Origin of the sequence: Martinezella dioscoreae (genome assembly GCF_009176305.1) — a bacterium.
In the GTDB taxonomy this organism is placed as follows: Bacteria; Pseudomonadota; Alphaproteobacteria; order Rhizobiales; family Rhizobiaceae; genus Rhizobium; species Rhizobium dioscoreae.
Genome location: NZ_BLAJ01000001.1, coordinates 689426 through 713704, shown reverse-complemented (window position 1 = coordinate 713704; position 24279 = coordinate 689426). Strand labels below are relative to the sequence as shown.

Below are 24279 nucleotides of genomic sequence, written 5' to 3'. Positions count from 1 at the left end.
GCCTTTCGCATGGAACTTTATCATCGCCCTGATACATGGGCTTGTCCTCAAACCTCAAGGCTTCTTCATCACCTGTCCGTTGACCGTCACCGTCCGGTCTTCATCCATGGTGATGTCCCAGCGGAGACGGCCGTCCGGGTCGGTCTTGGCAAAACCCTTGGCGGCGAGCAGGCTGAAAGAAACGCTATTCAAACGAGGCTGAGCCTTGGCGGCCTCCTGAAGTGCTGCAACCGTCTTGTCGAAGTCGCGCGCCAGGATCGTCGCCTGCAGCGAAATGCCGGAATGCGGCTTGGTGGAGCCCTTCAGCGCGCCGGAAACCTCGACGTCATAGACGTCAGACTTTGCGCTGATCTTCGGGAACTCCAGCGTTCCATAGCCGCTCGGGAACATCGTGCGTTTCAGAGCCTCGCCGGAAACCGGCGTCGCCCGTGTTGCAATCGAATCGAGCCCGGCATCGATGAGACCGGCAAAGTTGATATTGGGCACGCCGAGCTGAACGTCCAGCGCCGCAGGCAGGAAGGGCGTAAAGGCAGCCGGCACGAGATCGGCATCGGGGGTGAACTGCTCGGCCCTAAGCTCGAGATTGACGTTCGAAGCCTTGGTTAGGCCGTCCATCTTGAAACTATAGTCGATGCGCTTGACGCCGACCTTGCCCCTCTCCGTTGCCACCAGCGCGTTGTTCACGGTCACGGTCTTGCCGAGCGAACCGAAAACCGGCAGGGCCTGATGGACCAGCTGCTCGAACTTCTCGCTGCCGCTTTGCGACAGCTGCTTAGCCTTTACGTGCTGAACGAAGAAACGGATGAGCGCGCGCAGATCCTTCACCGGCAGGCTTGTCGCTGTGACATTGGTATCGACGCTATCGGCGCTAAAAATGATGGGCGAAGCGTCCGGACGCACGGTGAACTGCTCACGCAAGCGCTGCAGCGTTCCTTGCAATTGCAGGTCGACCTTGCCGGCTTCGCTGCTGTCGGTGACCGTATGGGCAAAGGAGGCGCTGTCGATGGTCGCATCGATCTTGCGCCCGTTTTTTGGGCCGCTGCCGGCGCTCGAAAATTTCATGCCACTGCTCTTGATGCCCATCGACCGCATCATTTCGATGCCAGGATCGAAAATGCCGTCGAAAGAACTGGAGGCGATCGAATAGGCAATGTCCGAGGTCGGCGAATGCAGGGCGACATCGAGGCTGTTGTCGCCCGTCAGATGCCACCGTCCCTGTTCGACCGGCTGCGCGAAGAGGGAGAGCGGCTTGAAACCCGTGACCGAAAACGCATTCGAATTGATCTTGTCGAAGAATTTCGCGAGATCGTAGGTAATCTCATATTGATCGCCGGCCGGCTTGACGGTCACGAAATCGCTGCGGGCAAGGTCCTGCGAAAGCGAATGGGTCAGGATGTTGCGGAGTTCCTTGGCGCCTTGCTCATTGACGTCGGCAGCCTGTGATGCGCCAGCAAGACCCATGGAAAAAACCGCGGCGGCGATTGCTCTGGAACGCATGCCCGACCTCTCCTTCTGACGCCAATCGATTGGATTCGACTGTTGATGGGGCCGAGGGTATATGTCAAGGCGTTGATAGACATGCCACCTCAGGCTTGTTCGCGGCAGTTGCAATGTCACCACAAGGCTTCGCATTCCGGGGGTGCTTGCACCTTTGGCCGCTTTGTATTATACGCCACGCGTCCGCGTAGACACCCTTGGAGGCAACGCGGATGAGGCAGGGTACGCCCTCCTCCAGTTCAATCGATACGGCGCATGACCGAGCGAATGAACTCTCCAAATAACCTCGAAAGGAATAGCTATGAGCCACGAAAGCTACGAGCTCAAGGCCGAGGCGCGCGAACGGGTTGGTAAGGGGTCCGCCCGTGAACTTCGCCGCAATGGTCTCATTCCCGCTGTCATCTATGGTGACAAGCAGGCCCCCATTTCTATCGCTCTCAACACCAATGAGGTGACGAAGCGCATCCACGCCGGCGGCTTCCTCACGACGATCGCAACGATCGACGTCGACGGCAAGAAGATCAAGGTTCTGCCGAAGGACTACCAGCTCGATCCGGTCCGTGACTTCACGGTTCACGTCGACTTCCTGCGCGTTTCCGGCAACACGGCGGTCACCGTCGAAATCCCGGTTCATTTCGAAAACCACGAGAAGTCCCCGGGCCTCAAGGCTGGCGGCGTGCTGAACATCGTTCGCCACGAAGTCGAAGTTCATTGCCCGGCCGATGCGATCCCGGAATTCTTCACCGTTGACCTCTCCGGTCTGAAGAGCGGCGACAGCATCCACATCTCGGCTGTCAAGCTGCCGAAGAACGTGACCCCGGTCATCGCTGACCGCGACTTCACGATCGCAACGATCGTTGCTCCGGCAGCCGGCCTTGCTGAAGACGAAGCAGAAGGCGGCGAAGAAGCCAGCGCCTGATTGGCATCTTCGACCTGAAGCATTTGAGACCCGCCTCCCTTTTGGGACGGCGGGTTTTTTCATGCCCGGGAATAAATATTAGAGAAAGTAAAAATAAGAACGTCTTGGATCTATACTATCGTTGATTTCCATTAACCCCACAGTTTCAGCAACATTTAACGGATTCATGAAAATCTACGCGAAAGAGTTGTAGAAAGCGGCGCGCCCAAAATCCGCTGGTCTATGACCGGGGAGCTAACGGAACTATGAGCCATTCGGTCGAAAACAGGTTTTTCGCGATCGTTTGCGGTGCGCTGCTGGTTTTCGTAGCGCCGCTCTTCGTCCTTTTCCTTTTTCTGTCGTCCGAACGCGCCGAAAAGGAAATCAAGGATCACATAACGGTTCTCCTCGTCGCTAATGCCCAGGCCCTCGCAAAGCCGCTATGGGACCTCGACGAAGACAGCGTCACCCAGATCAGCGCGACCACCGTTGCCGAAGGCGCGATCGTCCGTGTCAACGTCCGCGATCTTTCCGGCCAGCTCGACGTCACGCAATCGACCATCCCGAAATCTTACAAGGGCAATCTGGAGTCCGTTGACCGGCCAATCATCTACAACGGCGTCGACGGTGCGAAGCGGCTTGGCACCATCACGGTCTATTATCCTCAGCTCGGCCTATTCGACGGTCTGAAGAGCGAAGAGATCGTCTTCATCTCCATCTTCATCTTCGCTGTGTTGACGGTCTTCGGCGCGGCGCTGATCGGCAATCGTATCTTTGTCATCCAGCCCCTGATGCGGCTGACGCATGCCATCGAGGCCACACGGCGGCTCGGCTCGCGTCATCATGTCGACTGGCAGTCGAACGACGAAATGGGCCGGCTTGCCAGCAGCTTCAACGATATGCAGAGCAAACTCCAGCGCGAGGAAAACGAACTGAAGCTGGCCCATCGCCGGGCGACGGACACCTATAATCTGACGCCCGCCATGCTTTTCTCGCTCGACAAGAATGATTGCATCGCTGCCGTCAGCGACTACTGGCTCGCGGCGACAGGCTATGATCGCGCCGAGGTGATCGGCCGCGAGTTTGCAAGCCTGATCCTGCCGGATTCGCGCATGCAATATATCGAGCGCAAACGCGGCAACCCCGACAGTGCCGCCCGCCTCGCTGTGACGGTGAAATTCCTTTGCCAGGATGGGCGGATCATGGATGTCCTGATCCTCGAAACAACTGCGATCCAGGACGGTCTGTCGCTCTCCGTCATGACCGACGTCACCGAACTCAAGCAGTCGGAAGACCGTAATCTGCGGCAGGCGATTACCGACCATCTGACCGGCCTTCTCAACCGCCAGGGCTTCGAGAGCGCGCTGGACGCAAAGATCAATGAAGCCGATCTGCGCAGACGTGAGCTCGCCTGCCTCTTCATCGATCTCGATCGCTTCAAGTGGATCAACGACAATATGGGCCATGCCGCCGGTGATGCGGCACTGCGCGAACTGGTATCGCGCCTCCAGAAATGCCTGGCGCCGGGCGATATCGCCGCGCGCCTCGGCGGCGACGAATTTGCCATGCTGCTGCTGGCCGAGAATGCGGAAGCAAGAGCGATCGACATGGCGGCCCTTATCGCCGAGGCCTTCGAGGCACCCTTCATCGGCGATGCGCGCCTTAGCGCCAGCATCGGTATTGCGATCTACCCGCGTCAGGCCGCCAACGCGGCCGAACTGCTGCTGAAATCCGATATCGCCATGTATGCCAAGAAACGCGATGGCAAGAACGGCGCACAAATTTTCGACAACGGCATGCTGGACGATTCCCGCCGCCGGGCCGAACTGGAGAACCATATCGAAACCGGCCTCAGCGAAGACTGGTTCGAAGCTTATCTGCAGCCCGTCGTGAATATAGACGACCGCTCGATCGCCGGTTTCGAGGCGCTGATGCGTCTGCATCACCCGCAGAAAGGCATCCTGCCGCCTGGCCGCATCATCGAGGTCGCGGAGGAGACGGGTTCCATCATTCGCATCGGCAACCGCATCATGGAGAAGGCTATCGCCGATTTTGCTCGCCTCTCTCGGATCGAGGGCATGCAGGACACCTATCTCGCCATCAACTTCTCGCCGCTGCAATTCGAGCAGGAATTGCCGCTGCGCATTGCGGCCCTGCTGGCGCGCTACGAAATCGCGCCCCAGCGCATCGTCGTGGAAATCACCGAGGCCGTCCTCATGGATGACAATCCGGAGACGCGCATGGTCATCAACGAAATCTGCCGCTACGGCTGCCGCATCGCGCTCGACGATTTCGGCACGGGCTATTCCTCGCTGAGCTATATCAATCGCTTCCCCGTCGACATCATCAAGATTGATCAATCCTTCATCCGGGCGATCAACGATACTGCGTCCGATGTCAGCGCCAAGAGCCGCATGCTGGTCGAAAGCATCACCACGCTGTCGCACAAGATGAACTGCACGGTCATTGCCGAGGGCGTGGAGACCGAGGAGGAATGTGCAACCCTGCGTGCCATGGGTATCGACTATGGCCAGGGCTATCTATTCTACCGGCCGCTGCATCCGGACAATCTGGTAAGGACGCTGGTCGGCTCGCACCAACATCACCCTTCCCCCGTAGCACAAGCGTCATAGCGATGAGGAACCGCATGCGAAAACCGCTGCTTATGATTGCTACCAGCCTGTTTTCGCTCACACTCTTCTCCTCAGTCCACGCCGAGACGATCCATTTCACCACTGAGGAATATCCGCCCTTCAACTATCGTGAGGGTAAGACCGTAGTCGGAGCGACCACCGACCAGGTGCGGAAGGTGATGACCGATGTCGGCGTCAACTATACGATCGACATCATGCCTTGGGCGCGAGCCTACAATCAGGCGCTGATGGAACCCATGACCTGCGTATTCGTCGCAGCTCACAACGAAGAACGCGACAAGCTCTTCAAATGGGTGCAGCCGGTGCTGATCGACCGTAATGTTTTGATCAAGCATAGCGGCTCCGGTGTTACCGCCGGCAACATCGCCGAAGCCAGGAAATATCTCGTCGGCACCTGGCGAGAAGATTATACGGAAGCGCTCCTGCGCCGGAACGACTTCCCGCGCATCGACGTCGGCAGCGACTTCAAGGCCGCGCTCAAGAAGCTGATGAGCGACCGTATCGACCTGATGCCGATCTCGGAATTCTACTTCGACAAGTTGCAGAAAGACGGCAACGCCGTGGAAAAGGTGACCCTTCTCTCGCAACAGCCCATGGGGATCGCCTGCCACAAGGATTTCCCGACCGATCTCCTGAACAGGATGCAGGTAGCGCTGAATGCGCTGATTGCCGACGGAACGCAAAAGCGGATTTTCCTGAAGTACGGCCTGCACCTCGGCGACTGACCGCATCCCGCCTTGACTTTGCCGTCAAATCGCTGTGGTGAAGGACATCGGCATTTTCGAAGGGATGAAGCGTATGCTTCTCATCGCGGGCCTCGGCAATCCGGGCGCTAAATATCAGGGCAACCGCCACAATATCGGCTTCATGGCCGTGGATGCGATCCACCGCCGCCATAGCTTTTCGCCCTGGTCGAGGAAATTCAAGGCGGAGATTGCCGAAGGCGAACTCGGCGGCCAGAAGGTGCTGCTCATCAAGCCGCAGACCTTCATGAACCTCTCGGGCGAAGCCGTCGGCGAAGCCATGCGCTTCTATAAGCTGCAGCCGTCCGATCTCGTTGTCATCTATGACGAACTCGATCTGCCAGCCGGCAAGGCGCGACTGAAGACCGGCGGCGGCCATGGCGGCCATAACGGCATCAAATCCATCGACGCCCATTGCGGCAAGGAATACCGCCGTCTGCGGCTCGGCATCGGTCATCCCGGCGCCAAGGAACTGGTGCACAATCACGTTCTCGGCGATTTCGCCAAAGCGGATCAAAGCTGGCTGGAGCCGCTGTTCGACGCGCTTGCCGATAATGCCGACATGCTGGTGCGCGGTGAAGATTCGCAGTTAATGAACAAGATCGCGCTTGCCCTTGGCGGCAAGGCGGAAGACGACGCGCCCAAGCCGGAAAAGAAGGCGCCAGCCAAGTCCCACATTCATCAGGCGCGCAATCAGATCAAGCCGAAGGTTCCGGAAACCGGGCCTATGGCAGAAATGCTGAAGAGGATGTTCGGCAAGAAGGACGATTGAGATGTCGGAAATAGCGGTGGAAAGCGCGGCGGATATCGTCATCCGGTCGGTCGCGATGGCGGACCTCCCGACGCTGCTTGCACTTTACCGGCACCTGCACACGGAAGATCCGATACTGGACCTAAGCCTCGCGGAGAGCCGCCTTGCGGAAATCCTCGCGCATTCCGGCATGACGATCTTGGCCGCCTTTGACGGCGACAAGGCCGTCTCCTCGGTGACGCTGACCGTCATCCCGAATCTCACGCGGGGCGGCGCGCCCTATGCCCTGATCGAGAATGTGGTGACCCATGCCGACTACCGTCGGCGCGGTCTTGCCGGCACGCTCATCCATAAGGCGTTCGCAAGCGCCTGGGAGAGGAACTGCTACAAGGTCATGCTGCTGACCGGTTCGAAGAACCCAGCAACGCTGCGTTTCTACGCCAATTGCGGCTTCAAGCAGGACAAGACCGGCTTCCATATCCGCCGACCCGCAGCCACCTAACAGGCCGCAACCGTTCCTATTCCTCAGGCTCGGTCGTGAACATCAGCGGAAAACCGGCGCTCTTGGCAAGATCGACCGCCTCCTGCGCCTTCGTCTCGGCAATATCGCGCGCGCAGACCATGACCACGCAAGTGCCGAGCTTATGTGCAGTCATCATCACCCGATAGCCGGTCTCCTCGCTCATGCGGAAGACGGCCTTCAACACCATGATGACGAATTCCCGCGGCGTATAATCATCGTTCACGAGAATAATCTTGTAGAGCTTCGGCCGTTCGACCTTCGGCTTCGTTTTAGTCTTCGGTTTCAGGACGACATCATTGTCACTCATCGGCATCACCGTTGACGACAGGGAAAGAGGCTTTGGGCTAATACGGAAATTATAGTGCAGCGCACTACACGGTTCAAGGACGACAGCGCCTCTCAGGTAATACAAAGGAGTATTCGCGCGACTTCTGCCTCTCTTTCGGCAGAAAAAAGCCTCCTTGCCCGCACAAGACTTGACCCGCAACGGCCCTTCCCCCATAGGCACAGCAAAGATTTTCAAGATATGGACAAGGTGCCATGGGTTTCAAATGCGGTATCGTCGGGCTGCCGAATGTCGGCAAGTCCACTCTGTTCAATGCGCTGACCAAGACGGCGGCGGCACAGGCGGCCAACTATCCGTTCTGCACGATCGAGCCGAACACGGGTGAAGTGGCCGTTCCCGATCCGCGCATGCGCAAGCTTGCCGACATCGCCAAGTCGAAGGAACTAATCCCGACGCGCATCTCCTTTGTCGATATTGCCGGCCTCGTGCGCGGTGCATCGAAGGGTGAAGGTCTCGGTAACCAGTTCCTCGCCAACATCCGCGAAGTCGATGCCATCGTGCATGTACTGCGCTGCTTCGAAGATAGCGACATCACCCATGTCGAAGGCCGCATCAATCCCGTCGCCGATGCCGAAACGATCGAGACCGAGCTGATGCTCGCCGATCTCGAGAGCCTTGAGCGCCGCACCGAGCAGACGCGCAAGCGCGCCACCGGCAAGGACAAGGAATCCATGGCCATGCTGCCAATCATGGAAGCCTCGCTGAAGCTGCTGCAGGAAGGCAAGCCGGTTCGCACGCTGCTCTCGAAGCTCGATGCCGAAGAGATCCGCATCCTCAAGAGCTTGAACCTGCTGACCTCGCATCCGGTGCTCTACGTCTGCAACGTCGCCGAAGGCGATGCCGCGACCGGCAATGAGCATACGGCGGCCGTGGCTGCCATGGCCAAGGAGCAGAATTCGGAGGTCGTCATCATCTCCGCAGCCATCGAGGCGGAAGTGGCGCAGTTGCCCGACGAAGAGGCAAAGGAATTCCTTTCCGCGCTCGGCCTCGACGAAGCTGGCCTCGATCGCCTGATCCGCGCAGGCTATAAGCTCCTGCACCTCATCACCTATTTCACGGTAGGCCCGAAGGAAACACGCGCCTGGACCATCGAACAGGGCACGAAGGCTCCGCAGGCCGCCGGCGTTATCCACTCGGATTTCGAGCGCGGCTTCATTCGCGCCAACACGATCGCCTATGACGATTACATCGCCTACAACGGCGAAACCGGTGCCAAGGAAGCCGGCAAGGCACGCGACGAAGGCAAAGAATACGTCGTCCAAGACGGCGACGTCATCCACTTCCGCTTCAACACCTGATCGCCTTTTTTCTTGCCGGCGCCTAAGCAATTTCAGGAAAAGTGCGAAGCGGTTTTCCGTCCGGAAATGCATTAGAGCCGGATGATTTCAGGTCTGTTCGACCTGAAATCTGAATCCGTCTCTAAATTAAAAAGTTAGAGGGGGATGTCGTCCGAAAACCGCGCACACTTTTCGGCATCCCGCTCTAAAACAAAAGGATAGAGCGTTTTCGCGATTCGAAGAAAAGCGGAAAAGCTCTATCTCAGCGCCGGCAATCTCGCCTGCAGACCGGCAGGCAGGCGTCGCACGACGATGCGCCGCAGATCGGCCCAGCCGATGCCGATAACGAGCACGACCAGACCGACAATCATCAGCACCAGGAATCCGACTTTGTCGAGCTCGGCATTATTGTGCCTGAGGATGGCTGCCGTCGCCAAGCCCAGCGACACGAGGCCGGCAGTCACAAAGGCGCGGCGATCGATGACGAGCCCGATCAGCATCATCACCAGCACCGCAACGAGGACGGTCACCGCCTGCAGATAGCCCCCGAAGAGGGCATCGGTGAGATTGGTGAAGACCATGCCGCTACTGGCGAGCTCGAGGCGCAAGGCCAAGAGGATCGTCGAATAAAGCAGAGCCGGCGCCGTTGCGAGATGCAGCCAGAAGGCAACGTCGGACCGGCGCGTAACTCTCTGCGGATCGCTGAGATCATAGCGCATTGCCAATGCAAAGCTGCCAAGCGCGGTCACCAGCAGGATCATCATCGTCTGGATGGGGTAATCCGCTGGCACATTCGAAGAGCCAGTTACCGTGCCGGCGACATAGAAAACTGCGGCGAGAAACAGGCCAAACAGCGAAAACAGGAACAAGGCCAGCGACAGCGGGACGCGGTAGCGCCAGTAAAACAAGGCCAGCGACAGCGGAAATGGCGCCACCAGCACGATTGCGCCGACCGTGAAATTATCGCTCAGCGTCGGTGTGGAACTCACATAGCTGACCACCATGTAAAAAATCCAGACAACGAGCGCGACGGTCAAGACCACGGCCGGAAGCGCCAACCGCTGTCGGCGCACCAGGATCTCGGCCAGGACGACGATTGCCAGCAAGGGCGCATAACGGTTCGCCAGCCCCCATAGCCCGATGAGCAAAACGACGAGACCGATAGTGATGAGCACATCGTGAAAGCCCCGCACGAAACGCGGCGCTTCCGTATCCTCCAGAGGGTTGGGATCATCTGGAAAACGCGGTGCAGAGAGACCCTGTCCGGTCGGCAACGCACCGATGTTCTTGTCCGCCAGATAGGGCAGCAATCTCTCGGCCTGACTGGAGGAAATGATCCCCGCGCCGGCTGCCTCTTCCAATGCGACTTTGAGTTCGCTCATTCCAGCTCTCACATCATCTTGCCACGACCAAGCCTCAACATATCGCCGGCATACAATCAAGGGCTGTCGGCGGCCAATAGACAGTCATCGTCGTCCCTTCTTTGTATTGACCGTGAAAATGCTTGCGCCAGCACCGCGGGCCATGCGATTGCCGATAAACGAGACGTGGAGGACGACAGAAGATATGACGAAATTCGTCTACGAAGACTTCCTGCCGGGACGAGAATTTCCGCTCGGCCCAAAGCATGTAACGGCGGCGGAGATCATCGAGTTCGCTAGCGAATTCGACCCACAACCGATGCATCTGGACGAGGAAGCCGGCCGTGCCAGCATTCTCGGCGGCCTTGCCGCTTCCGGCTGGCATACATCGTCCATGTTCATGCGCATGATGTGCGACTCCTATCTCCTTGCCACCGATGCCGAAGGCGCGCCCGGCATCGATTTCATGGAGTGGAAAAAGCCCGTTCTGGCCGGAGATACACTCTCTGGCCGGTCCATCGTCGTGGAGATACGCGCCATGCGTTCTCGCCCCGGCATCGGCATCGTCAAGTTTCGCCACGAGGTCGAAAATCAACGCGGCGAACTGGTCTGCCTCGGAGAGAATGCGGTCATGATCCGCATGCGCAGCGTCGCGGAGGTTTCGGCATGAAGATGAGCGACCTCTACGCTGTCGGCGAACGCATCGACATCGGCAGCCATACCTTCACGCCTGAGGGCATCGTCCATTTTGCCTCGCGCTTCGACCCGCAAATCTTCCATATGGATGCGGAAGCAGCCAAGCATTCCTTGTTCGGCGGCCTCTGTGCCTCGGGATGGCATAGCTGCTCCATGTGGATGCGCAGCTTCGTCGATTACTGGAAATCCGAAACGGCAAGACTGACCGCCGAGGGCAAGACGCCGCCCGTTCTCGGCCCCTCGCCCGGCTTTACGAAGCTGCAATGGCTGCGGCCCGTCTTTGCCGGCGATACCATCAGTTATGGCGTTGCGATCCTTGGTAGCCGCGCTTTGGCCTCGCGCCTGGGCTGGACGCTCTACACACTCGCTTGTGACGGAATAAACCAGGACGGCTTGCCGGCCCTACGGTTCGAAAGCACGGTGCTTGCCTCTGAATAGCGAGCTGCGGGGCCGTTCATAACGGCCCTCGCCAATCTTCCGAACGCGGTCAGTGACCGGAAAATTCCACCAGTGTGTGAACCGGCACGTCAAGCTCCTCGAGCTTCCTGCGGCCACCAAGTTCAGGCAGGTCGACGACGAAGCAGGCGGCAACCACTTCGGCGCCGATCTGGCGTAGAAGCTTCGTCGCGCCGACGGCGGTTCCGCCCGTCGCGATCAGGTCGTCGACGAGGATGACCCTCTCACCCGGATTGACCGCATCACGGTGCATCTCCATTTCGTCGACACCATATTCCAGGCTGTAGGCGATGCGGACGATGTCGTGCGGCAGCTTGCCCTTCTTGCGGATCGGCACGAAGCCGGACGAAAGCTGGTGGGCCACCGCCCCTCCGAGAATGAAGCCGCGTGCTTCCATTCCGGCGACTTTGTCGATCTTCGTGCCGGCGTAAGGCTGCACCAGCGCATCGACAGCACGGCGGAATGCCCTGGCGTCGCCAAGCATCGTCGTGATATCGCGAAAGATGATGCCGGGCTTGGGGTAATCCGGAATGGAGCGGATGCTGGCGGCAAGCTCCGAAGCAATAGTGTTCATCAAATATAGTCTCTCAGGCTGTGATAGGGCCGGTTGCACCCTATCAATACCAGGGCGCTATACCAACAAAAAAGGCGACCTCGCCGGGCCGCCTTTTCTCGATCATTGTCGCGATGCTCAGTGAGCGCCGGCCTTTGCATAGACGGAACGCTTGGTGAGATAGATCAAGATTGAGAAGATCAGCAGGAATACCATGACCATGAAGCCAAGGTGCTTGCGATCTTCCAGATGCGGTTCGGAGGTCCACATCAGAAACGCCGCCACGTCGCGCGCATACTGGTCCACAGTCTGCGGCGAGCCATCGTCATAGGTCACTTGGCCGTCGGAAAGCGGCTTCGGCATCGCAAAGGTCGCAGCCGCATCGAAATACGGATTATAGTGCGAGTTCTGCGGCACCTTGAACCCGGCCGGCGGCTCTTCGTAGCCGGTCAGCAGCGAGTAGATATAGTCCGGCCCACCTTCCTGATACTGCGTGAAGATGTCGAAGATGAACTGCGGGAAGCCGCGCTCGATTTCGCGTGCCTTGGCAAGCAGCGACATATCGGGCGGCACGGCCCCGTTGTTGGAGGCCGCAGCAGCCTCGTCATTCGGGAACGGCGAGTTGAAATGGTCAGACGGAAGCGCCTTGCGGCTGAACATTTCACCCTGAGGGTTCGGGCCGTCCTGCACTTCGTAATTGGCAGCGAAGGCCTTCACCTGTGCTTCCGTATAGCCGAGGTCTTCCAGCGTGCGGTAAGCCACCAGCTTCATCGAATGGCAGGCGGAACAGACTTCCGTGTAGACCTTCAGGCCACGCTGCAGCTGCGCCTTGTCATAATAGCCGAACGGGCCGGAGAAGGTCCAATGCTGCTCGCGCGGCTCCTTCAGCGGATAGTGCGGCGTCTCTGCTTCCGCGGCAGGCTTCGTTTCCGCAGCGATCACGGCAGCGGTCGAGAGGCCGCCGATGAGCGTCAAGGATAGAAGGCCGACAACAAGTTTTTTCATCGTTTTCTTCCTCTATCGCCGGTTATGCTTGAACCGAAGCGGCAACTTTACCGCCCTGTTTCTCAAGAACCGCTTCCGTAATCGAATTTGGAATGCGCCTCGGTGTCTCGACAATGCCGAGCACAGGCATGATGACGAGGAAGAAGAGGAAGTAGAACAGCGTCGCAAACTGCGCAGCCGTGGTGTAGATGCCTTCCGCGGGCTGCGAGCCCAGCCAGCCGAGCAGGATGGCATCGGCGATGAACAGCCAGAAGAACAGCTTGTACCAGGGACGATAGACGGCCGAGCGGATCTTCGACGTATCGAGCCAGGGCAGGAAGAACAGCACGATGATCGCGCCGAACATCGTCAGAACGCCACCGAGCTTGGAGTCGATCGGGCCGATGTTGAAGGTGATCGAGCGCAGCATCGCGTAGAACGGCAGGAAGTACCATTCCGGAACGATATGAGCCGGCGTCTTCAGCGGGTTGGCCGGGATGTAGTTATCGGCATGACCGAGGAAGTTCGGCAGGTAGAAGACGAAATAGGCGAAGACCAGCAGGAAGATGGAGACACCAAGCGCATCCTTCAGCGTCGCATAGGGCGTGAAGGCGACAGTGTCGGTCTTCAGCTTCACTTCGACGCCGGTCGGGTTCGTCTGGCCGGTCACATGCAGCGCCCAGATATGCAGGATGACGACACCTGCAATCATGAACGGCAGCAGATAGTGCAACGAGAAGAAGCGGTTGAGCGTCGGATCATCGACGGCGAAGCCGCCGAGCAGGAAGGTCTGGATCCAGTCGCCGACCCATGGGAAGGCCGAGAAGAAACCGGTGATAACGGTCGCACCCCAGAAAGACATCTGACCCCAGGGCAGAACGTAGCCCATGAAGGCGGTCGCCATCATCAGGAGGTAGATGATCACGCCGAGAATCCAGAGGATTTCGCGCGGCGCCTTGTAGGAGCCGTAGTAGAGGCCGCGGGCAATGTGCAGGTAGACGGCCACGAAGAAGAAAGATGCGCCATTGGCGTGCATGTACCGCAACAGCCAGCCGTGATTGACGTCGCGGACGATCTTTTCGACCGAGTTGAACGCAATCGCCGTGTTGGCCGCGTAATGCATCGCCAGCACGACGCCGGTCAGGATCTGCAGGACCAGCATGACCGCCAGCATGGCGCCGAACGTATAGGCATAGTTCAAGTTGCGGGGAACCGGATAGGCGATGAAACTATCGTAGACCATACGCGGCAGCGGAAGCCGCGCGTCTACCCATTTTTCGAGCCCTGTCGATGGCTCGTAGGACGAATGACCACTCATGATTCAGCTCCCCCTCAACCGACCTTGATCTTCTTTTCCGACGTAAACGCATATTGCGGGATGAAGAGGTTCTGCGGCGCAGGCCCGTGACGGATGCGACCGGCGGTATCGTAGACCGAACCATGGCAGGGACAGAACCACCCGCCATATTCACCTGCCTGGCCGAGTGGAATGCAACCCAGATGGGTGCAGACGCCGATCATGACGAGCCAGTTTTCCTTGCCCTCCCCGGCCGAACGGGCAACGTCGGTTGCTTGTGCATCGGACGGAAGATTGGCGTTGCGGGCGATTGGATCCTTCAAGTCCGAAAGCTGCGCACCCTTGGCATCGTCGATTTCTTTCTGCGTGCGGTTACGGATGAAGACGGGTTTACCGCGCCACTTCACCGTCAACGACATGCCGGGCTCAAGGCTCGACACATCGACTTCGATGGATGCAAGAGCAAGTGTCGATGCGTCCGGACGCATCTGGTCGATAAACGGCCATGCGACGGCAACTGCACCCACCGCACCGGCCATACCTGTCGTCAAATAAAGGAAATCGCGACGAGTCGGCTCGCCGCTGGACTCAACTGTCGTACTATGCTCGCTCAAAGCTGCACATCCTCTTCCCGCAAACCACGGCAAAACCGCGGTACCCCTCTCACTAACGGCGAATCAATGCGACCATAATTCCGCCATAGATTCCTCCGTAACCCGCTGCGTTCTAAGCTTGATCGCAAATTATGTCCAGTCTTGGCAAGGGGTCAGGGCACAATGTCGCGGCAAAACTGCGCTATTGCGTCGCAAGGCTGGAGCCTGAACTCTTTCTGTACCGATGCGAAAAGTTAAACCCATGAAAAATCTGGGGATTTCTGTAGTATCTTCTTATATTGCAAGGCAAAATAGACAATGATTTCAATGCTGCATTGCGGAAGGCACTGCGGTATCACCACTTTCGCCACTCAGTGTGACCTGCGCTTTACCACTTAAATCCAAATGGATTTCCCCCGGGATTTATGGAGGATTGCACTTGCTATCTTGCGCATACGAAGCAGCAAAAACGAAGCACGAGAACTTCTCATGAGACACACGATTTATTGCGTCCTATGCGTTCTCGCCACACTGGCGGTCGGCATCCTAGCCGCGCGTTACGTCGCCGATTCCTGGCTGCTGGCCTTTTTCGAAAGTCTGCAGACCCATATAAGCCTGTTCGCGATCCTGCTCGCCTTGATCGCATTCGCCTTCAAGCGTCACTGGTATGCGCTCTTCCTGACTGCCGCAGGGATCATCCTGCTGGTTCACTCCGTCCTCATGCTGCAGCAATACACCACGTCTTCGCTCGTCGCTTCGGCTGAGGCGAGCGGCGAGCATTTCAGGTTGCTCTCCTTCAACATAGAGGACAGCAATTTCGAAAACGGCCCTCGCATCGCCGATCTCATCATCGCCTCGAAAGCCGACGTCGTCGAAATCTTCGAGGCAGGACCGATCTTTTCCGAGATGGACCGCATCTTGAAAGTCTATCCCAACCGCATCGGCTGCGGCGTGATGACCACCGATTGCGATTCCCTGCTGCTGTCGAAGAGACCGTTCCAAACCCAACTCATGCGCAGCCTCGGCAGCCTCTGGGACAATCGCTTCATTCTCGCCACCATCGACATGGACGGCCAGCCCGTGAACTTCGCCTCCGTTCATCTGAGCAAGCCTTATTTCGATGCGTTCCACCAGATCGAGCTTGGCCTCCTCGCTCCGGTCCTTAATGACGTGAAAGGGCCGTTGATTCTCGCAGGAGATTTCAACGCCTCGGTCATCACGCCCGATATGCGCGACTTCCTGGCGGCAACCGGCCTTCGCCATGCCTTTCCCGAGCCCGCCACATGGCCGATTGCTGCGGGCGCCTATGGCATCACCATCGATCACGTCTTCGCTCGCGCGCCGTTGCGGCTGATATCCGTAAAGCAGATCCGCGACGCCATGGGCTCGAACCATTTCGGCCTGATGACGGAGTTCAGCGTGCCTCGGCAGAAATGATCCGGCGAGTTTCAGAGTGGCTCAATCTGCATCCGCCGCAATGAAACCGCCGGACTGACGTGCCCAGAGTTCGGAATAAAGGCCACCCCGAGCGATCAGCTCGTCATGCGTCCCCTCTTCGATGACCTCGCCCTTGTCGATGACGATCAACCGGTCGAGCTTAGCGATGGTCGACAGCCGATGCGCGATCACAAGCACGGTCTTGCCCTGCATCAGCCCATCCAGATTGGACTGCAGTACGGCTTCGGCTTCCGAATCCAGCGCGGACGTCGCCTCGTCGAGCACGAGAATGGGCGCGTCCTTCAGCATGACGCGCGCGATCGCAATGCGCTGGCGTTGGCCGCCTGAAAGCTTGACACCGCGCTCGCCGACATGGGCGGCATAAGCGGTGCGCCCCTTCTGATCTTCGAGGGCGGTGATAAAGCGATCCGCCTCCGCCCGCTGGGCCGCCTCCACCATCTGCTCGTCGGTAGCGTCAGGCCGACCGAAGAGGATATTATCGCGGATGGAGCGATTGAGGAGAGCGGTGTCCTGCGTCACCATGCCGATCGCGCTACGCAGCGACTCCTGCCTGACGGCGGCAATATCCTGTCCGTCGATCAGGATACGCCCACCCTCAAGATCGTAGAAACGCAACAGCAGATTGACGAGCGTCGTCTTGCCCGCTCCCGAGCGGCCGACGATGCCGACCTTTTCGCCCGCGCGTACGTTGAGAGAGAAATTGTCGATGATGCCGCCGCCGCGCCCATAGTGAAACGTCACATCGTCGAAACGAATTTCCGGCCCGGTGACGACCAGATCCTTGGCATCAGGCCGATCGACCAGACCGACGGGCTCGGAGATCATCTCGGCCGAATTCTGAATGGTGCCGAGATTGCGCATGATGGCATTGAACTGCGACATCATCCGGCCGAAGAGCATGTTCAGGCGCAGCACCATGCTGAGCGTGAAGGCGACGCCTCCGGTCGAGATTTCACCCGCCAGCCAGAGATGGACGGCGAGCGCGCCGATCATGGTGATCATGACGCCTGACAGCAGCGCCAGCGATGAGCGCACGCCGGTCAACAATCGTGTGAACGGCATGACGGCGGCCTGGAAGCGGTCGAAACCATTGCGGATGTAGTGGTCGTTCTGCTCCTCCCGGCCAAAGAGCTTCAACGTCTGAATATTGGCGTAGGCATCGACCATGCGGCCGTTCAGCATCGAGGACGCTTCGGCCGCGTTGCGCGCATGCCGGCGGATGCGTGGCACGAAATATCGCGCAAGCAGGGAGAAGACGCCGATCCAGACCGCGATGACCAGCGCCAGCCGCCAGTCCAGCCCGCCGACCAGCGCGATGGTCGATGCGGCATAGATGATGATGAACCAAACGACCTGCAGCAGCGACACAACGAGATCGCCCGTCGCCTGCCCCGCCGACCAGACCTTGGTGACGACACGGCCGGAGAAATCGTTCTGGAAGAATTCGACGGACTGCCTCGCCACATGGCGATAAGCCTGCCAGCGCACGAGATTGAGAAACCCTGGCACGACCACCTGTTCCTCGACCAATGCGCCGAGGCTGACGACAACGAAGCGCACCACGAGCACGACGAAAACCATGCCGAGCAGCGCCGCGCCATGGCCGGCAAGCAGCCCCGACCACCCCTCGCCCGGCTTCACCTTGTCAAGGATATCGACGAGATGCCCGACGAACCAGAACAGCGCCGCCTCGAGCATCGCGACGGCACCGCCGAGTGCCGCCATCGCCAGGAAAGGCCCCTTGGCCTGACCGACATAGTACCAGATGAAGGCACCGAGCGACCGCGGCGGCCGAAGATCGCCGCTGCGATAGTAAGGATCAATCCAGGTCTCGAACAGACGGAACACGGAACGGATGAACATGCCAGCGATATAGGGAATTTTGAGACACGCGCAAACTCACGGCGTGCCGCAGAAAAGGTTATATTTTCTTCATGTTCAGCCGCGCACTTGAAGTTCCGTTCTTCATCGGTGATTTAATCAAACTTAATCAGAAAGATTGAATCCGATAAATCTATACAAAATCCATCATTCGCCTATTTTATAGCAAGGAATAGGACGCGATCGAAATGAACAACAAGACGGCCGACACGAAAGTTCTGACGACACATGTTCCGCTGTCGTTGGCGGAAAAAGTTGACCAGATAGCCGCTCGGCTGGAGCGCTCCCGGGGATGGATCGTGAAGCAAGCACTCAATGATTGGGTCGCTCTGCAGGAAGAGCGTCACAGGCTGACACTTGAAGCACTGGCCGATGTGGATGCCGGGAATGTTGTCGACCATCAGCTTATTTGGGATTGGGTGCGCGACTTGGGCACGTCGGAAGACGAGGCTCAATCCCGTTGATCGAAATCAAGTGGACTGCGAAAGCACAATCCGATTTGATCCGCGTCTACGACTTTCTGGCACCGGTCAACAGGCCTGCGGCAATCAGAGCCGCACAAACTCTTTCATCCGCTCCGCTGCAGCTCCTTCAGCATCCGCGCATCGGGGAAAGACTTGAAGAATTCGAGCCTCGCGACGTCAGGCGCATCCTGGTAGGCGCTTATGAAATGCGCTACGAAATTGCAGGCTCGACTGTTTTCATTCTGCGCATATGGCACGGACGAGAAGATCGCTGAAACAATGATGGGGTGCCGAAGCACCCCAATTTTCCCTTCATCACTCCGCCGCCGCCTCGGCCTCCTCGTGATCCGCCAAAAACCCACCCGATTGCCGGCTCCAGAGTTCGGCATAGATGCCGCCCTCCTCGACCAGTTCCTGATGTGTGCCCATCTCGATGATCCGACCCTTGTCGAGAACGACGAGGCGGTCCATCTCGGTCAGCGTCGACAGGCGATGGGCAATGGCAATCACCGTCTTGCCGTGCATCAGCGCGAAGAGGTTTTCCTGGATCGCTGCTTCCACTTCGGAATCGAGCGCCGAGGTTGCCTCGTCGAGCACCAGGATCGGCGCGTCCTTCAGGAAGACGCGGGCGATCGCAATACGCTGGCGCTGGCCGCCTGACAGTTTGACACCCCGCTCGCCGACCTGCGCGTCGAGCCCGGTGCGGCCATGCATATCCACCAGCCCCTCGATGAAGTCCCAGGCATTGGCGCGCTTGGCCGCCTGGATGATTTCCTCGTCGGTCGCGTCCGGACGGCCGTAGGCGATGTTGTCGCGGATGGATCGGTGCAGCAGCGACGTGTCCTGCGTCACCACACCGATCATCGAGCGAAGGCTGTCCTGCGTGACGCCCGCGATATCGTGGCCGTCGATGGTGATGCGGCCGCCCTCCAGATCGTAGAAGCGCAGCAGCAGGTTCATCAGTGTCGTCTTGCCGGCACCGGAGCGGCCGACAAGGCCGACCTTTTCGCCGGCGCGGATATCGAGGGTCAGATCCTCCATGACACCCTTCGCCTTGCCGTAATGGAAGCGAATGTGGTCGAAGCGGATCGCACCTTGCTTGGCCACGATCGGCGATGCTGCCGGCTTGTCGACGATATCGTGCGGCTTCGTCATCATCTCCATGCCGTCATAGACGGTGCCGATATTTTCGAAGAGCGCCGAGACTTCCCACATCACCCATTGCGACATGCCGTTGACACGCATGGCAAGGCCGATGGCAATGGCGATGGAGCCGACGGAGATCGAGCCGCTGAGCCAGAACCAGATCGACAGAGACGAGACGATGAACAGCGCCGCGCAGTTGTTGAAATAGACCGATGCGTGGAACAGCGTCACCTTGCGCATCTGCTTGTGCACGGTATCGAGGAATTCCTCCATGCCGGCCCTCGCATACTTCTCTTCGCGGCCAGCGTGCGAGAACAGCTTCACCGTGGCGATGTTGGTATAGCTGTCGACCACACGGCCCGTCATCATCGAACGCGCATCGGCCTGCTGCGCAGCGATCTTGCGTAGCACCGGCACGAAATAGGCGACAATGGCGACATAGACGCCAAGCCAGGCCAGGATCGGAATCATCAGCCGCCAGTCAGCCGCCGCGATGACAAGGATCATCGACAGGAAGTACGTGAACACGTAGACGAAGACGTCGAGGATCTTCATGACCGTCTCGCGCACGGCAAGCGAGGTCTGCATCACCTTGGTGGCGACGCGGCCGGCGAACTCATTGGCGAAAAAGGTCATGCTGTGGCGCAGCAGGAAGCGGTGCATCTGCCAGCGCGCGATCATCGGATAGTTGCCGAGCAGCACCTGGTGCATGATGAAGCTGTCGAGGATCGCCGCAGCCGGCAAGCCGATCAGCACCATCGCGCCCATCCAGAACAGCTTGTGCCATTCCGTCTGCAGGAAGGTCGCCTTATCCGCATGTGTCAGCCAGTCGACGATATCGCCGAGGAACTGGAACAGCGCCACCTCACCGATCGCGATCGACATGGTGAGGATGCTCATAGCGATCAGCCATGGCAGAGCCGGCTTGGAATAATGCCAACAGAAGGCGAAAAGGCCGCGCGGCGGAGTGTCCGGCACCTCGCTCGGAAATGGATTTAGTCGGCGTTCGAACCAGCTAAACATTGAAATGCTCCAAAGACTCGACCCTTCGACCACCCACTGCGCTGAAAGATCGCAGACTCATATGGTGGCCGGGTGATAAAACAACGAGGCCATGCCGGCCGCGCAATGACTTAAAGAAGGGGGGTACTTGCGAATACGCGCCTTGTAGCGCCAGTCAAATCCGTGAGTTCACGGCCTGGAGGCGCATTATCACAAACAAGATATCCATCTGTGCCTCCTTCTTTCGCAAGTTGTAGAGCGCTCGTCTTTTAGCGCGACTTTTTCTGTTTGAAAAGCGAAATATGCCTGAAAAATGGGCTGAATCCTTCAATTCTCTTTATAGGAGACATCACGGAAATGAAGGGCGCGCGAAAAATCTGAGACAAATCCAGGCGATTTCGCTAGTTGCAGCATATGACAAAACTGCGCATCGCCCTTTACCAACCCGACATTCCCGGCAACACCGGCACGATCCTGCGGCTCGCCGCCTGCCTCGGCCTCGGCGTCGACATTATCGAGCCGGCCGGCTTCGACATATCGGACCGCAATCTGAAGCGCGCCGGCATGGATTATCTTGCCGCCGTCACCCTGACCAGGCACGTCAATTGGGAGCGCTTCGAGACGTGGAGGCAGGAAAGCGGGCGGCGGCTGGTGCTGGCTTCAACGAAGGCGGCCCAGCGCTACACGGATTTTGCTTATCGCGACGACGATATCCTCCTCTTCGGCCGCGAAAGCGCCGGCGTGCCGGAGCATGTGCATGAAAAGGCCGATGGCCGCGTCCTGATCCCCATGGTGGAGGGCCAACGCTCCATCAATGTTGCGATGTCGGCCGCCATGATATCGGGGGAAGCCTTGCGGCAAACGCAATGGCCGCCGCTTACCGCACTGGGGCTGCACCGGGCCTGAATGTCGCACCCGAATAGGCGTTGGCACGCCGGATAAAGTGTGAGAAGCTTCGCTCTGGAATGCTCTAACTCAGGCAGCCTTGGCGAGGTGACCCATGTTCCAGACGGCATTCACGCTTTCCCTGACGCAGTTCGCACGTACATTGAGCCTCCCCGAACGGCTCCAGCACTCCCCTTTGCGCAACCTTGCGCTTGAGGGCCTTCGCCAGCGCAACCTCGCTCTCGATGCGCTGTTCTACGACGTCAAGGTCATTACACCCGAGGAAGCTTTCTACATCAGTGACTCGCTCGCCGCCGAAGGCGCGATCCTGATCGTGCCGCCGAGCGGCCTTGGGGCGCTCACCCTCTGCGAAACCATCGATGAATTTGTCTTGCGCGGCGGCGGCAATGCCCGGGCGCTCGCAGTCGCCGGCATCGGCGGTTCCGCGCTCGGTGCCGCCGCCTTTGCCCGCAACGTGGCCGATGCGATCGACGCACCAGTCGCCGTTGTCGTCTCAGGCTACGGCATCGCCGACGCCATCACTGAAGCCTTTGGCGGATCGTTTTTCTTCGGTCATTTGAGGGGGCTGCGGCCGTTGCTTGAAAGGCTGGATGATCTTGCCGGCCGGCCCAAGGTTGGAGCGCAGCGCAATGAAACGGCTGCCCGCACCAGCCTGGACACCAGAACGGTACAGGCGCTTCTCGCCGATCCCCGACTCTCCTTCCCTCTACTGGCGGGACACTCCAAAGGCAATCTCGTCCTTTCTGCCGCCCTGCATAACCTCTCGAAGCAGGATGAAGGACGAGTTGCTGAGCTGGCGCGGCATACGAAGATCGTGACGATCGGCGCGCGCATCGCAATGCCTCCGGTATTCAACGATGTCATCGATGTCATGGGCGAGTGGGACTGGTTTGGAGAGATCAATTCCCGACGGTTCATCCACGCCGATCAGCGCGTCGCGCATGCATGGCATCACACGAACACCGATTTGGGCGGCCACCTGCCGGTGACCATCACGCTGATGGAGATTCTCGCGGCATCACCCATTGCCGAAGATCAGAAAGCTGAAGAACACCAAGCTGCAAAGCTCGGTGCCGCGGCCGAACCGGCGGCAATACAGGAGACAAAGTCTCCGCCGCCTTCGGCCGGCGGTAATACGACTGCGATCGAGAAGGTCAAGAAAGCTTTCTCCGCGAGGCCTATGCCAAGCGCTCAGCCGGCCGCGTTCGGCCCGTCGGATGATCCGTCACCGACCATGCCGCATTGAGCTGACGACCAATCGCCAGCCAGCCTCGGAGGAACGGGAACACACTTCGAGAGCCATCACCCGTCGATGCGAGCGCCGTATCGTTCAGTTCAGTCCGCCGACGGCAAGCGCCGCATGGTGAATTCGATGCGATCGCCGTCGACCTGACGCCAGCTTTCGACCTCGGTCCAATAGGCGGCTTTCGGGAACTCGTTGAACCATTCACGCGCCTTTTCGCGCGCTTCGGGGCGACTGAGACAAAAGGTCTCGCGAACGAATTCACTCTTTCCACCGGCGGGATGGTCCTGCCGATAACGGAATATTCTGTTTCTCAACCCATCCAGGGGCGGCGGTCCGGGTATCTTCATGATAAAACCTCGCCTTTGAGAGAGGGAACATAATACCGCATTGTGAAATTTGCGAGTCGATTCTCCTGCGACGTTGCTGCACTGGCTGCGCCGCAATCTTGCTGATATTCCAACTCACGATACATACGGTGCGAATCGCGGGCCGCCGGCTGCTCGCACCGTCGGAGAGCATGAATGGAACGACCCAATCTTCCCAAGGGATTACCCGAGGATATTGAAGAAAAGAAAGAGGCAGCGCGACACTGGTTCGAGGGCCTGCGCGACACGATCTGCGCTGAGTTCGAGCAGCTGGAGAACGAGCTGACCGGCCCCCTTTCCGACCAGGAACCAGGCCGCTTCGTCGCCAAGGACTGGCAGAGGGACAAGGGCCAGGGCGGCGGCGGCCGCATGTCGATGATGGAGGGGCGCGTCTTCGAGAAGGTCGGCGTCCACACCTCGACCGTCTATGGCGAATTCTCTCCCGATTTCCGCAGCCAGATTCCGGGCGCCGAGGAAGATCCCCGCTTCTGGGCCTCGGGGCTCTCGCTGATCGCCCACCCCGTCAATCCTAACGTGCCGGCCGTGCATATGAACACGCGCATGGTGGTGACGACGAGCCAGTGGTTCGGCGGCGGCGCCGACCTGACGCCGGTACTCGATCGCCGACGCACCCAGGAAGATCCCGACAGCGCCCTCTTCCACCGCGCCATGCAGATCGTCTGCGACCGCCATGCCGTCGCCGACTACCAACGCTACAAGAGTTGGTGCGACGAATATTTCTTCCTAAAGCACCGCAACGAGCCGCGTGGCATCGGCGGCATCTTCTTCGATTGGCTGCATTCTTCGGAAGACGCCGGCGGCTGGAATGCCGATTTCGCCTTCACCCGCGACGTCGGCCGCGCCTTCGCGATGGTTTACCCGCGCATTGTCCGCTCGAATTTCAACGAAACATGGACGGAAGAGGATCGCGACGAGCAATTAATTCGTCGCGGACGTTATGTGGAGTTCAATTTGCTGTACGATAGGGGTACAATATTCGGACTGAAGACAGGCGGCAACGTGGAGTCGATCCTATCGTCTCTGCCGCCGGTGGTGCGCTGGCCCTAAGACACGTCGCGCAAAAGCAGGCGGCGATTTGCGATAACGACGCAGGGAAAGCTTCGAACTTCAAGCGCAGCGAACGAATCCGAAAGATCGCGATGCGCTGAGACGTTCAACATG

24 protein-coding genes are annotated in these 24279 nt (G+C 58.9%); 14 read left to right on the top strand and 10 right to left on the bottom strand.

All coding sequences use genetic code 11. The features are described 5' to 3' along the window. Window positions 1–54: 54 nt before the first annotated feature. Window positions 55–1497: a hypothetical protein gene (locus GDN47_RS03460; RefSeq protein ID WP_152092628.1), complete on the bottom strand. Its 1443-nt coding sequence runs from the start codon at window positions 1495–1497 to the stop codon at window positions 55–57. A 301-nt stretch (window positions 1498–1798) separates the two neighbouring features. Here GDN47_RS03460 and GDN47_RS03455 point away from each other — a divergent pair, with 301 nt between their 5' ends. From GDN47_RS03455 to GDN47_RS03435, 5 genes are all read left to right on the top strand, one after another. Continuing rightward, window positions 1799–2416: a 50S ribosomal protein L25/general stress protein Ctc gene (locus GDN47_RS03455; RefSeq protein WP_113332245.1), complete on the top strand. Its 618-nt coding sequence runs from the start codon at window positions 1799–1801 to the stop codon at window positions 2414–2416. Window positions 2417–2661: 245 nt separating this feature from the next. Beyond that, window positions 2662–5028 (top strand): EAL domain-containing protein, encoded by a 2367-nt coding sequence (locus tag GDN47_RS03450; RefSeq protein ID WP_113351853.1) that lies wholly within the window; start codon window positions 2662–2664, stop codon window positions 5026–5028. A gap of 14 nt (window positions 5029–5042) precedes the next feature. Then, window positions 5043–5774: a substrate-binding periplasmic protein gene (locus GDN47_RS03445; RefSeq protein WP_152092627.1), complete on the top strand. Its 732-nt coding sequence runs from the start codon at window positions 5043–5045 to the stop codon at window positions 5772–5774. 73 nt (window positions 5775–5847) lie between these two features. Next, window positions 5848–6564 (top strand): aminoacyl-tRNA hydrolase, encoded by a 717-nt coding sequence (pth, locus tag GDN47_RS03440; RefSeq protein ID WP_152092626.1) that lies wholly within the window; start codon window positions 5848–5850, stop codon window positions 6562–6564. Between the two features lies 1 nt (window position 6565). Then, complete coding sequence (locus tag GDN47_RS03435; protein WP_113388934.1) at window positions 6566–7045, top strand: GNAT family N-acetyltransferase; 480 nt, start codon at window positions 6566–6568, stop codon at window positions 7043–7045. Window positions 7046–7061: 16 nt separating this feature from the next. Here the strand turns inward: GDN47_RS03435 and clpS are convergent, their stop codons facing one another. Further along, window positions 7062–7373, bottom strand: coding sequence for an ATP-dependent Clp protease adapter ClpS (gene clpS, locus GDN47_RS03430; RefSeq protein WP_069612856.1), 312 nt, complete (start codon window positions 7371–7373; stop codon window positions 7062–7064). A 233-nt stretch (window positions 7374–7606) separates the two neighbouring features. Between clpS and ychF the strand changes: the two genes are divergently transcribed. Beyond that, complete coding sequence (gene ychF, locus GDN47_RS03425; RefSeq protein WP_069612665.1) at window positions 7607–8710, top strand: redox-regulated ATPase YchF; 1104 nt, start codon at window positions 7607–7609, stop codon at window positions 8708–8710. A 236-nt stretch (window positions 8711–8946) separates the two neighbouring features. On the opposite strand, the gene GDN47_RS03420 is transcribed toward ychF, so the two are convergent. Continuing rightward, window positions 8947–10071, bottom strand: a complete 1125-nt coding sequence (locus tag GDN47_RS03420) for a hypothetical protein (protein WP_113351850.1) — start codon at window positions 10069–10071, stop codon at window positions 8947–8949. A gap of 184 nt (window positions 10072–10255) precedes the next feature. Between GDN47_RS03420 and GDN47_RS03415 the strand changes: the two genes are divergently transcribed. Beyond that, window positions 10256–10720 (top strand): MaoC family dehydratase, encoded by a 465-nt coding sequence (locus GDN47_RS03415; RefSeq protein ID WP_113332239.1) that lies wholly within the window; start codon window positions 10256–10258, stop codon window positions 10718–10720. Beyond that, window positions 10717–11184, top strand: coding sequence for a MaoC family dehydratase (locus GDN47_RS03410; RefSeq protein WP_113351849.1), 468 nt, complete (start codon window positions 10717–10719; stop codon window positions 11182–11184). The genes GDN47_RS03415 and GDN47_RS03410 overlap by 4 nt, the downstream gene beginning before the upstream one ends. Window positions 11185–11233: 49 nt before the next feature. Here GDN47_RS03410 and GDN47_RS03405 read toward each other — a convergent pair whose 3' ends face one another. From GDN47_RS03405 to petA, 4 genes are all read right to left on the bottom strand, one after another. Continuing rightward, on the bottom strand, window positions 11234–11776 hold the full coding sequence (locus GDN47_RS03405; RefSeq protein WP_152092625.1) for an adenine phosphoribosyltransferase: 543 nt from the start codon (window positions 11774–11776) through the stop codon (window positions 11234–11236). Between the two features lie 117 nt (window positions 11777–11893). Beyond that, entirely contained in the window at window positions 11894–12760 is an 867-nt protein-coding gene (locus GDN47_RS03400) for a cytochrome c1 (protein ID WP_069612669.1), read from the bottom strand. A 22-nt stretch (window positions 12761–12782) separates the two neighbouring features. After that, window positions 12783–14057 carry a cytochrome b gene (locus GDN47_RS03395; protein ID WP_112413580.1) on the bottom strand — a complete coding sequence of 425 codons (1275 nt, stop codon included), beginning with the start codon at window positions 14055–14057 and terminating at the stop codon, window positions 12783–12785. Window positions 14058–14071: 14 nt separating this feature from the next. Beyond that, window positions 14072–14650, bottom strand: a complete 579-nt coding sequence (gene petA, locus GDN47_RS03390; RefSeq protein ID WP_113351847.1) for a ubiquinol-cytochrome c reductase iron-sulfur subunit — start codon at window positions 14648–14650, stop codon at window positions 14072–14074. A 468-nt stretch (window positions 14651–15118) separates the two neighbouring features. On the opposite strand from petA, the gene GDN47_RS03385 reads away from it, so the two are divergent. Continuing rightward, window positions 15119–16066, top strand: a complete 948-nt coding sequence (locus GDN47_RS03385) for an endonuclease/exonuclease/phosphatase family protein (RefSeq protein ID WP_113332237.1) — start codon at window positions 15119–15121, stop codon at window positions 16064–16066. A gap of 21 nt (window positions 16067–16087) precedes the next feature. On the opposite strand, the gene GDN47_RS03380 is transcribed toward GDN47_RS03385, so the two are convergent. Continuing rightward, window positions 16088–17950 (bottom strand): ABC transporter ATP-binding protein, encoded by a 1863-nt coding sequence (locus tag GDN47_RS03380; protein ID WP_113332236.1) that lies wholly within the window; start codon window positions 17948–17950, stop codon window positions 16088–16090. A gap of 206 nt (window positions 17951–18156) precedes the next feature. Here GDN47_RS03380 and GDN47_RS03375 point away from each other — a divergent pair, with 206 nt between their 5' ends. Both GDN47_RS03375 and GDN47_RS03370 read left to right on the top strand, forming a co-directional pair. Then, window positions 18157–18432, top strand: a complete 276-nt coding sequence (locus GDN47_RS03375; RefSeq protein ID WP_113332235.1) for a CopG family ribbon-helix-helix protein — start codon at window positions 18157–18159, stop codon at window positions 18430–18432. Further along, on the top strand, window positions 18432–18707 hold the full coding sequence (locus tag GDN47_RS03370) for a type II toxin-antitoxin system RelE/ParE family toxin (protein WP_112721478.1): 276 nt from the start codon (window positions 18432–18434) through the stop codon (window positions 18705–18707). Before GDN47_RS03375 ends, GDN47_RS03370 begins: the two co-directional genes overlap by 1 nt. A 40-nt stretch (window positions 18708–18747) precedes the next feature. Here GDN47_RS03370 and GDN47_RS03365 read toward each other — a convergent pair whose 3' ends face one another. Then, window positions 18748–20601, bottom strand: coding sequence for an ABC transporter ATP-binding protein (locus GDN47_RS03365; protein ID WP_113395369.1), 1854 nt, complete (start codon window positions 20599–20601; stop codon window positions 18748–18750). 393 nt (window positions 20602–20994) lie between these two features. Between GDN47_RS03365 and GDN47_RS03360 the strand changes: the two genes are divergently transcribed. Together GDN47_RS03360 and GDN47_RS03355 are read left to right on the top strand one after the other, a co-directional pair. Then, window positions 20995–21486, top strand: coding sequence for a tRNA (cytidine(34)-2'-O)-methyltransferase (locus GDN47_RS03360; RefSeq protein WP_113395370.1), 492 nt, complete (start codon window positions 20995–20997; stop codon window positions 21484–21486). Window positions 21487–21580: 94 nt separating this feature from the next. After that, window positions 21581–22732, top strand: coding sequence for a hypothetical protein (locus GDN47_RS03355; RefSeq protein ID WP_113395371.1), 1152 nt, complete (start codon window positions 21581–21583; stop codon window positions 22730–22732). 89 nt (window positions 22733–22821) lie between these two features. Here the strand turns inward: GDN47_RS03355 and GDN47_RS03350 are convergent, their stop codons facing one another. Then, entirely contained in the window at window positions 22822–23082 is a 261-nt protein-coding gene (locus GDN47_RS03350) for a hypothetical protein (RefSeq protein ID WP_041677939.1), read from the bottom strand. A gap of 171 nt (window positions 23083–23253) precedes the next feature. Here GDN47_RS03350 and hemF point away from each other — a divergent pair, with 171 nt between their 5' ends. Beyond that, window positions 23254–24165: an oxygen-dependent coproporphyrinogen oxidase gene (gene hemF / locus GDN47_RS03345; protein ID WP_113351843.1), complete on the top strand. Its 912-nt coding sequence runs from the start codon at window positions 23254–23256 to the stop codon at window positions 24163–24165. Window positions 24166–24279: the final 114 nt, after the last annotated feature.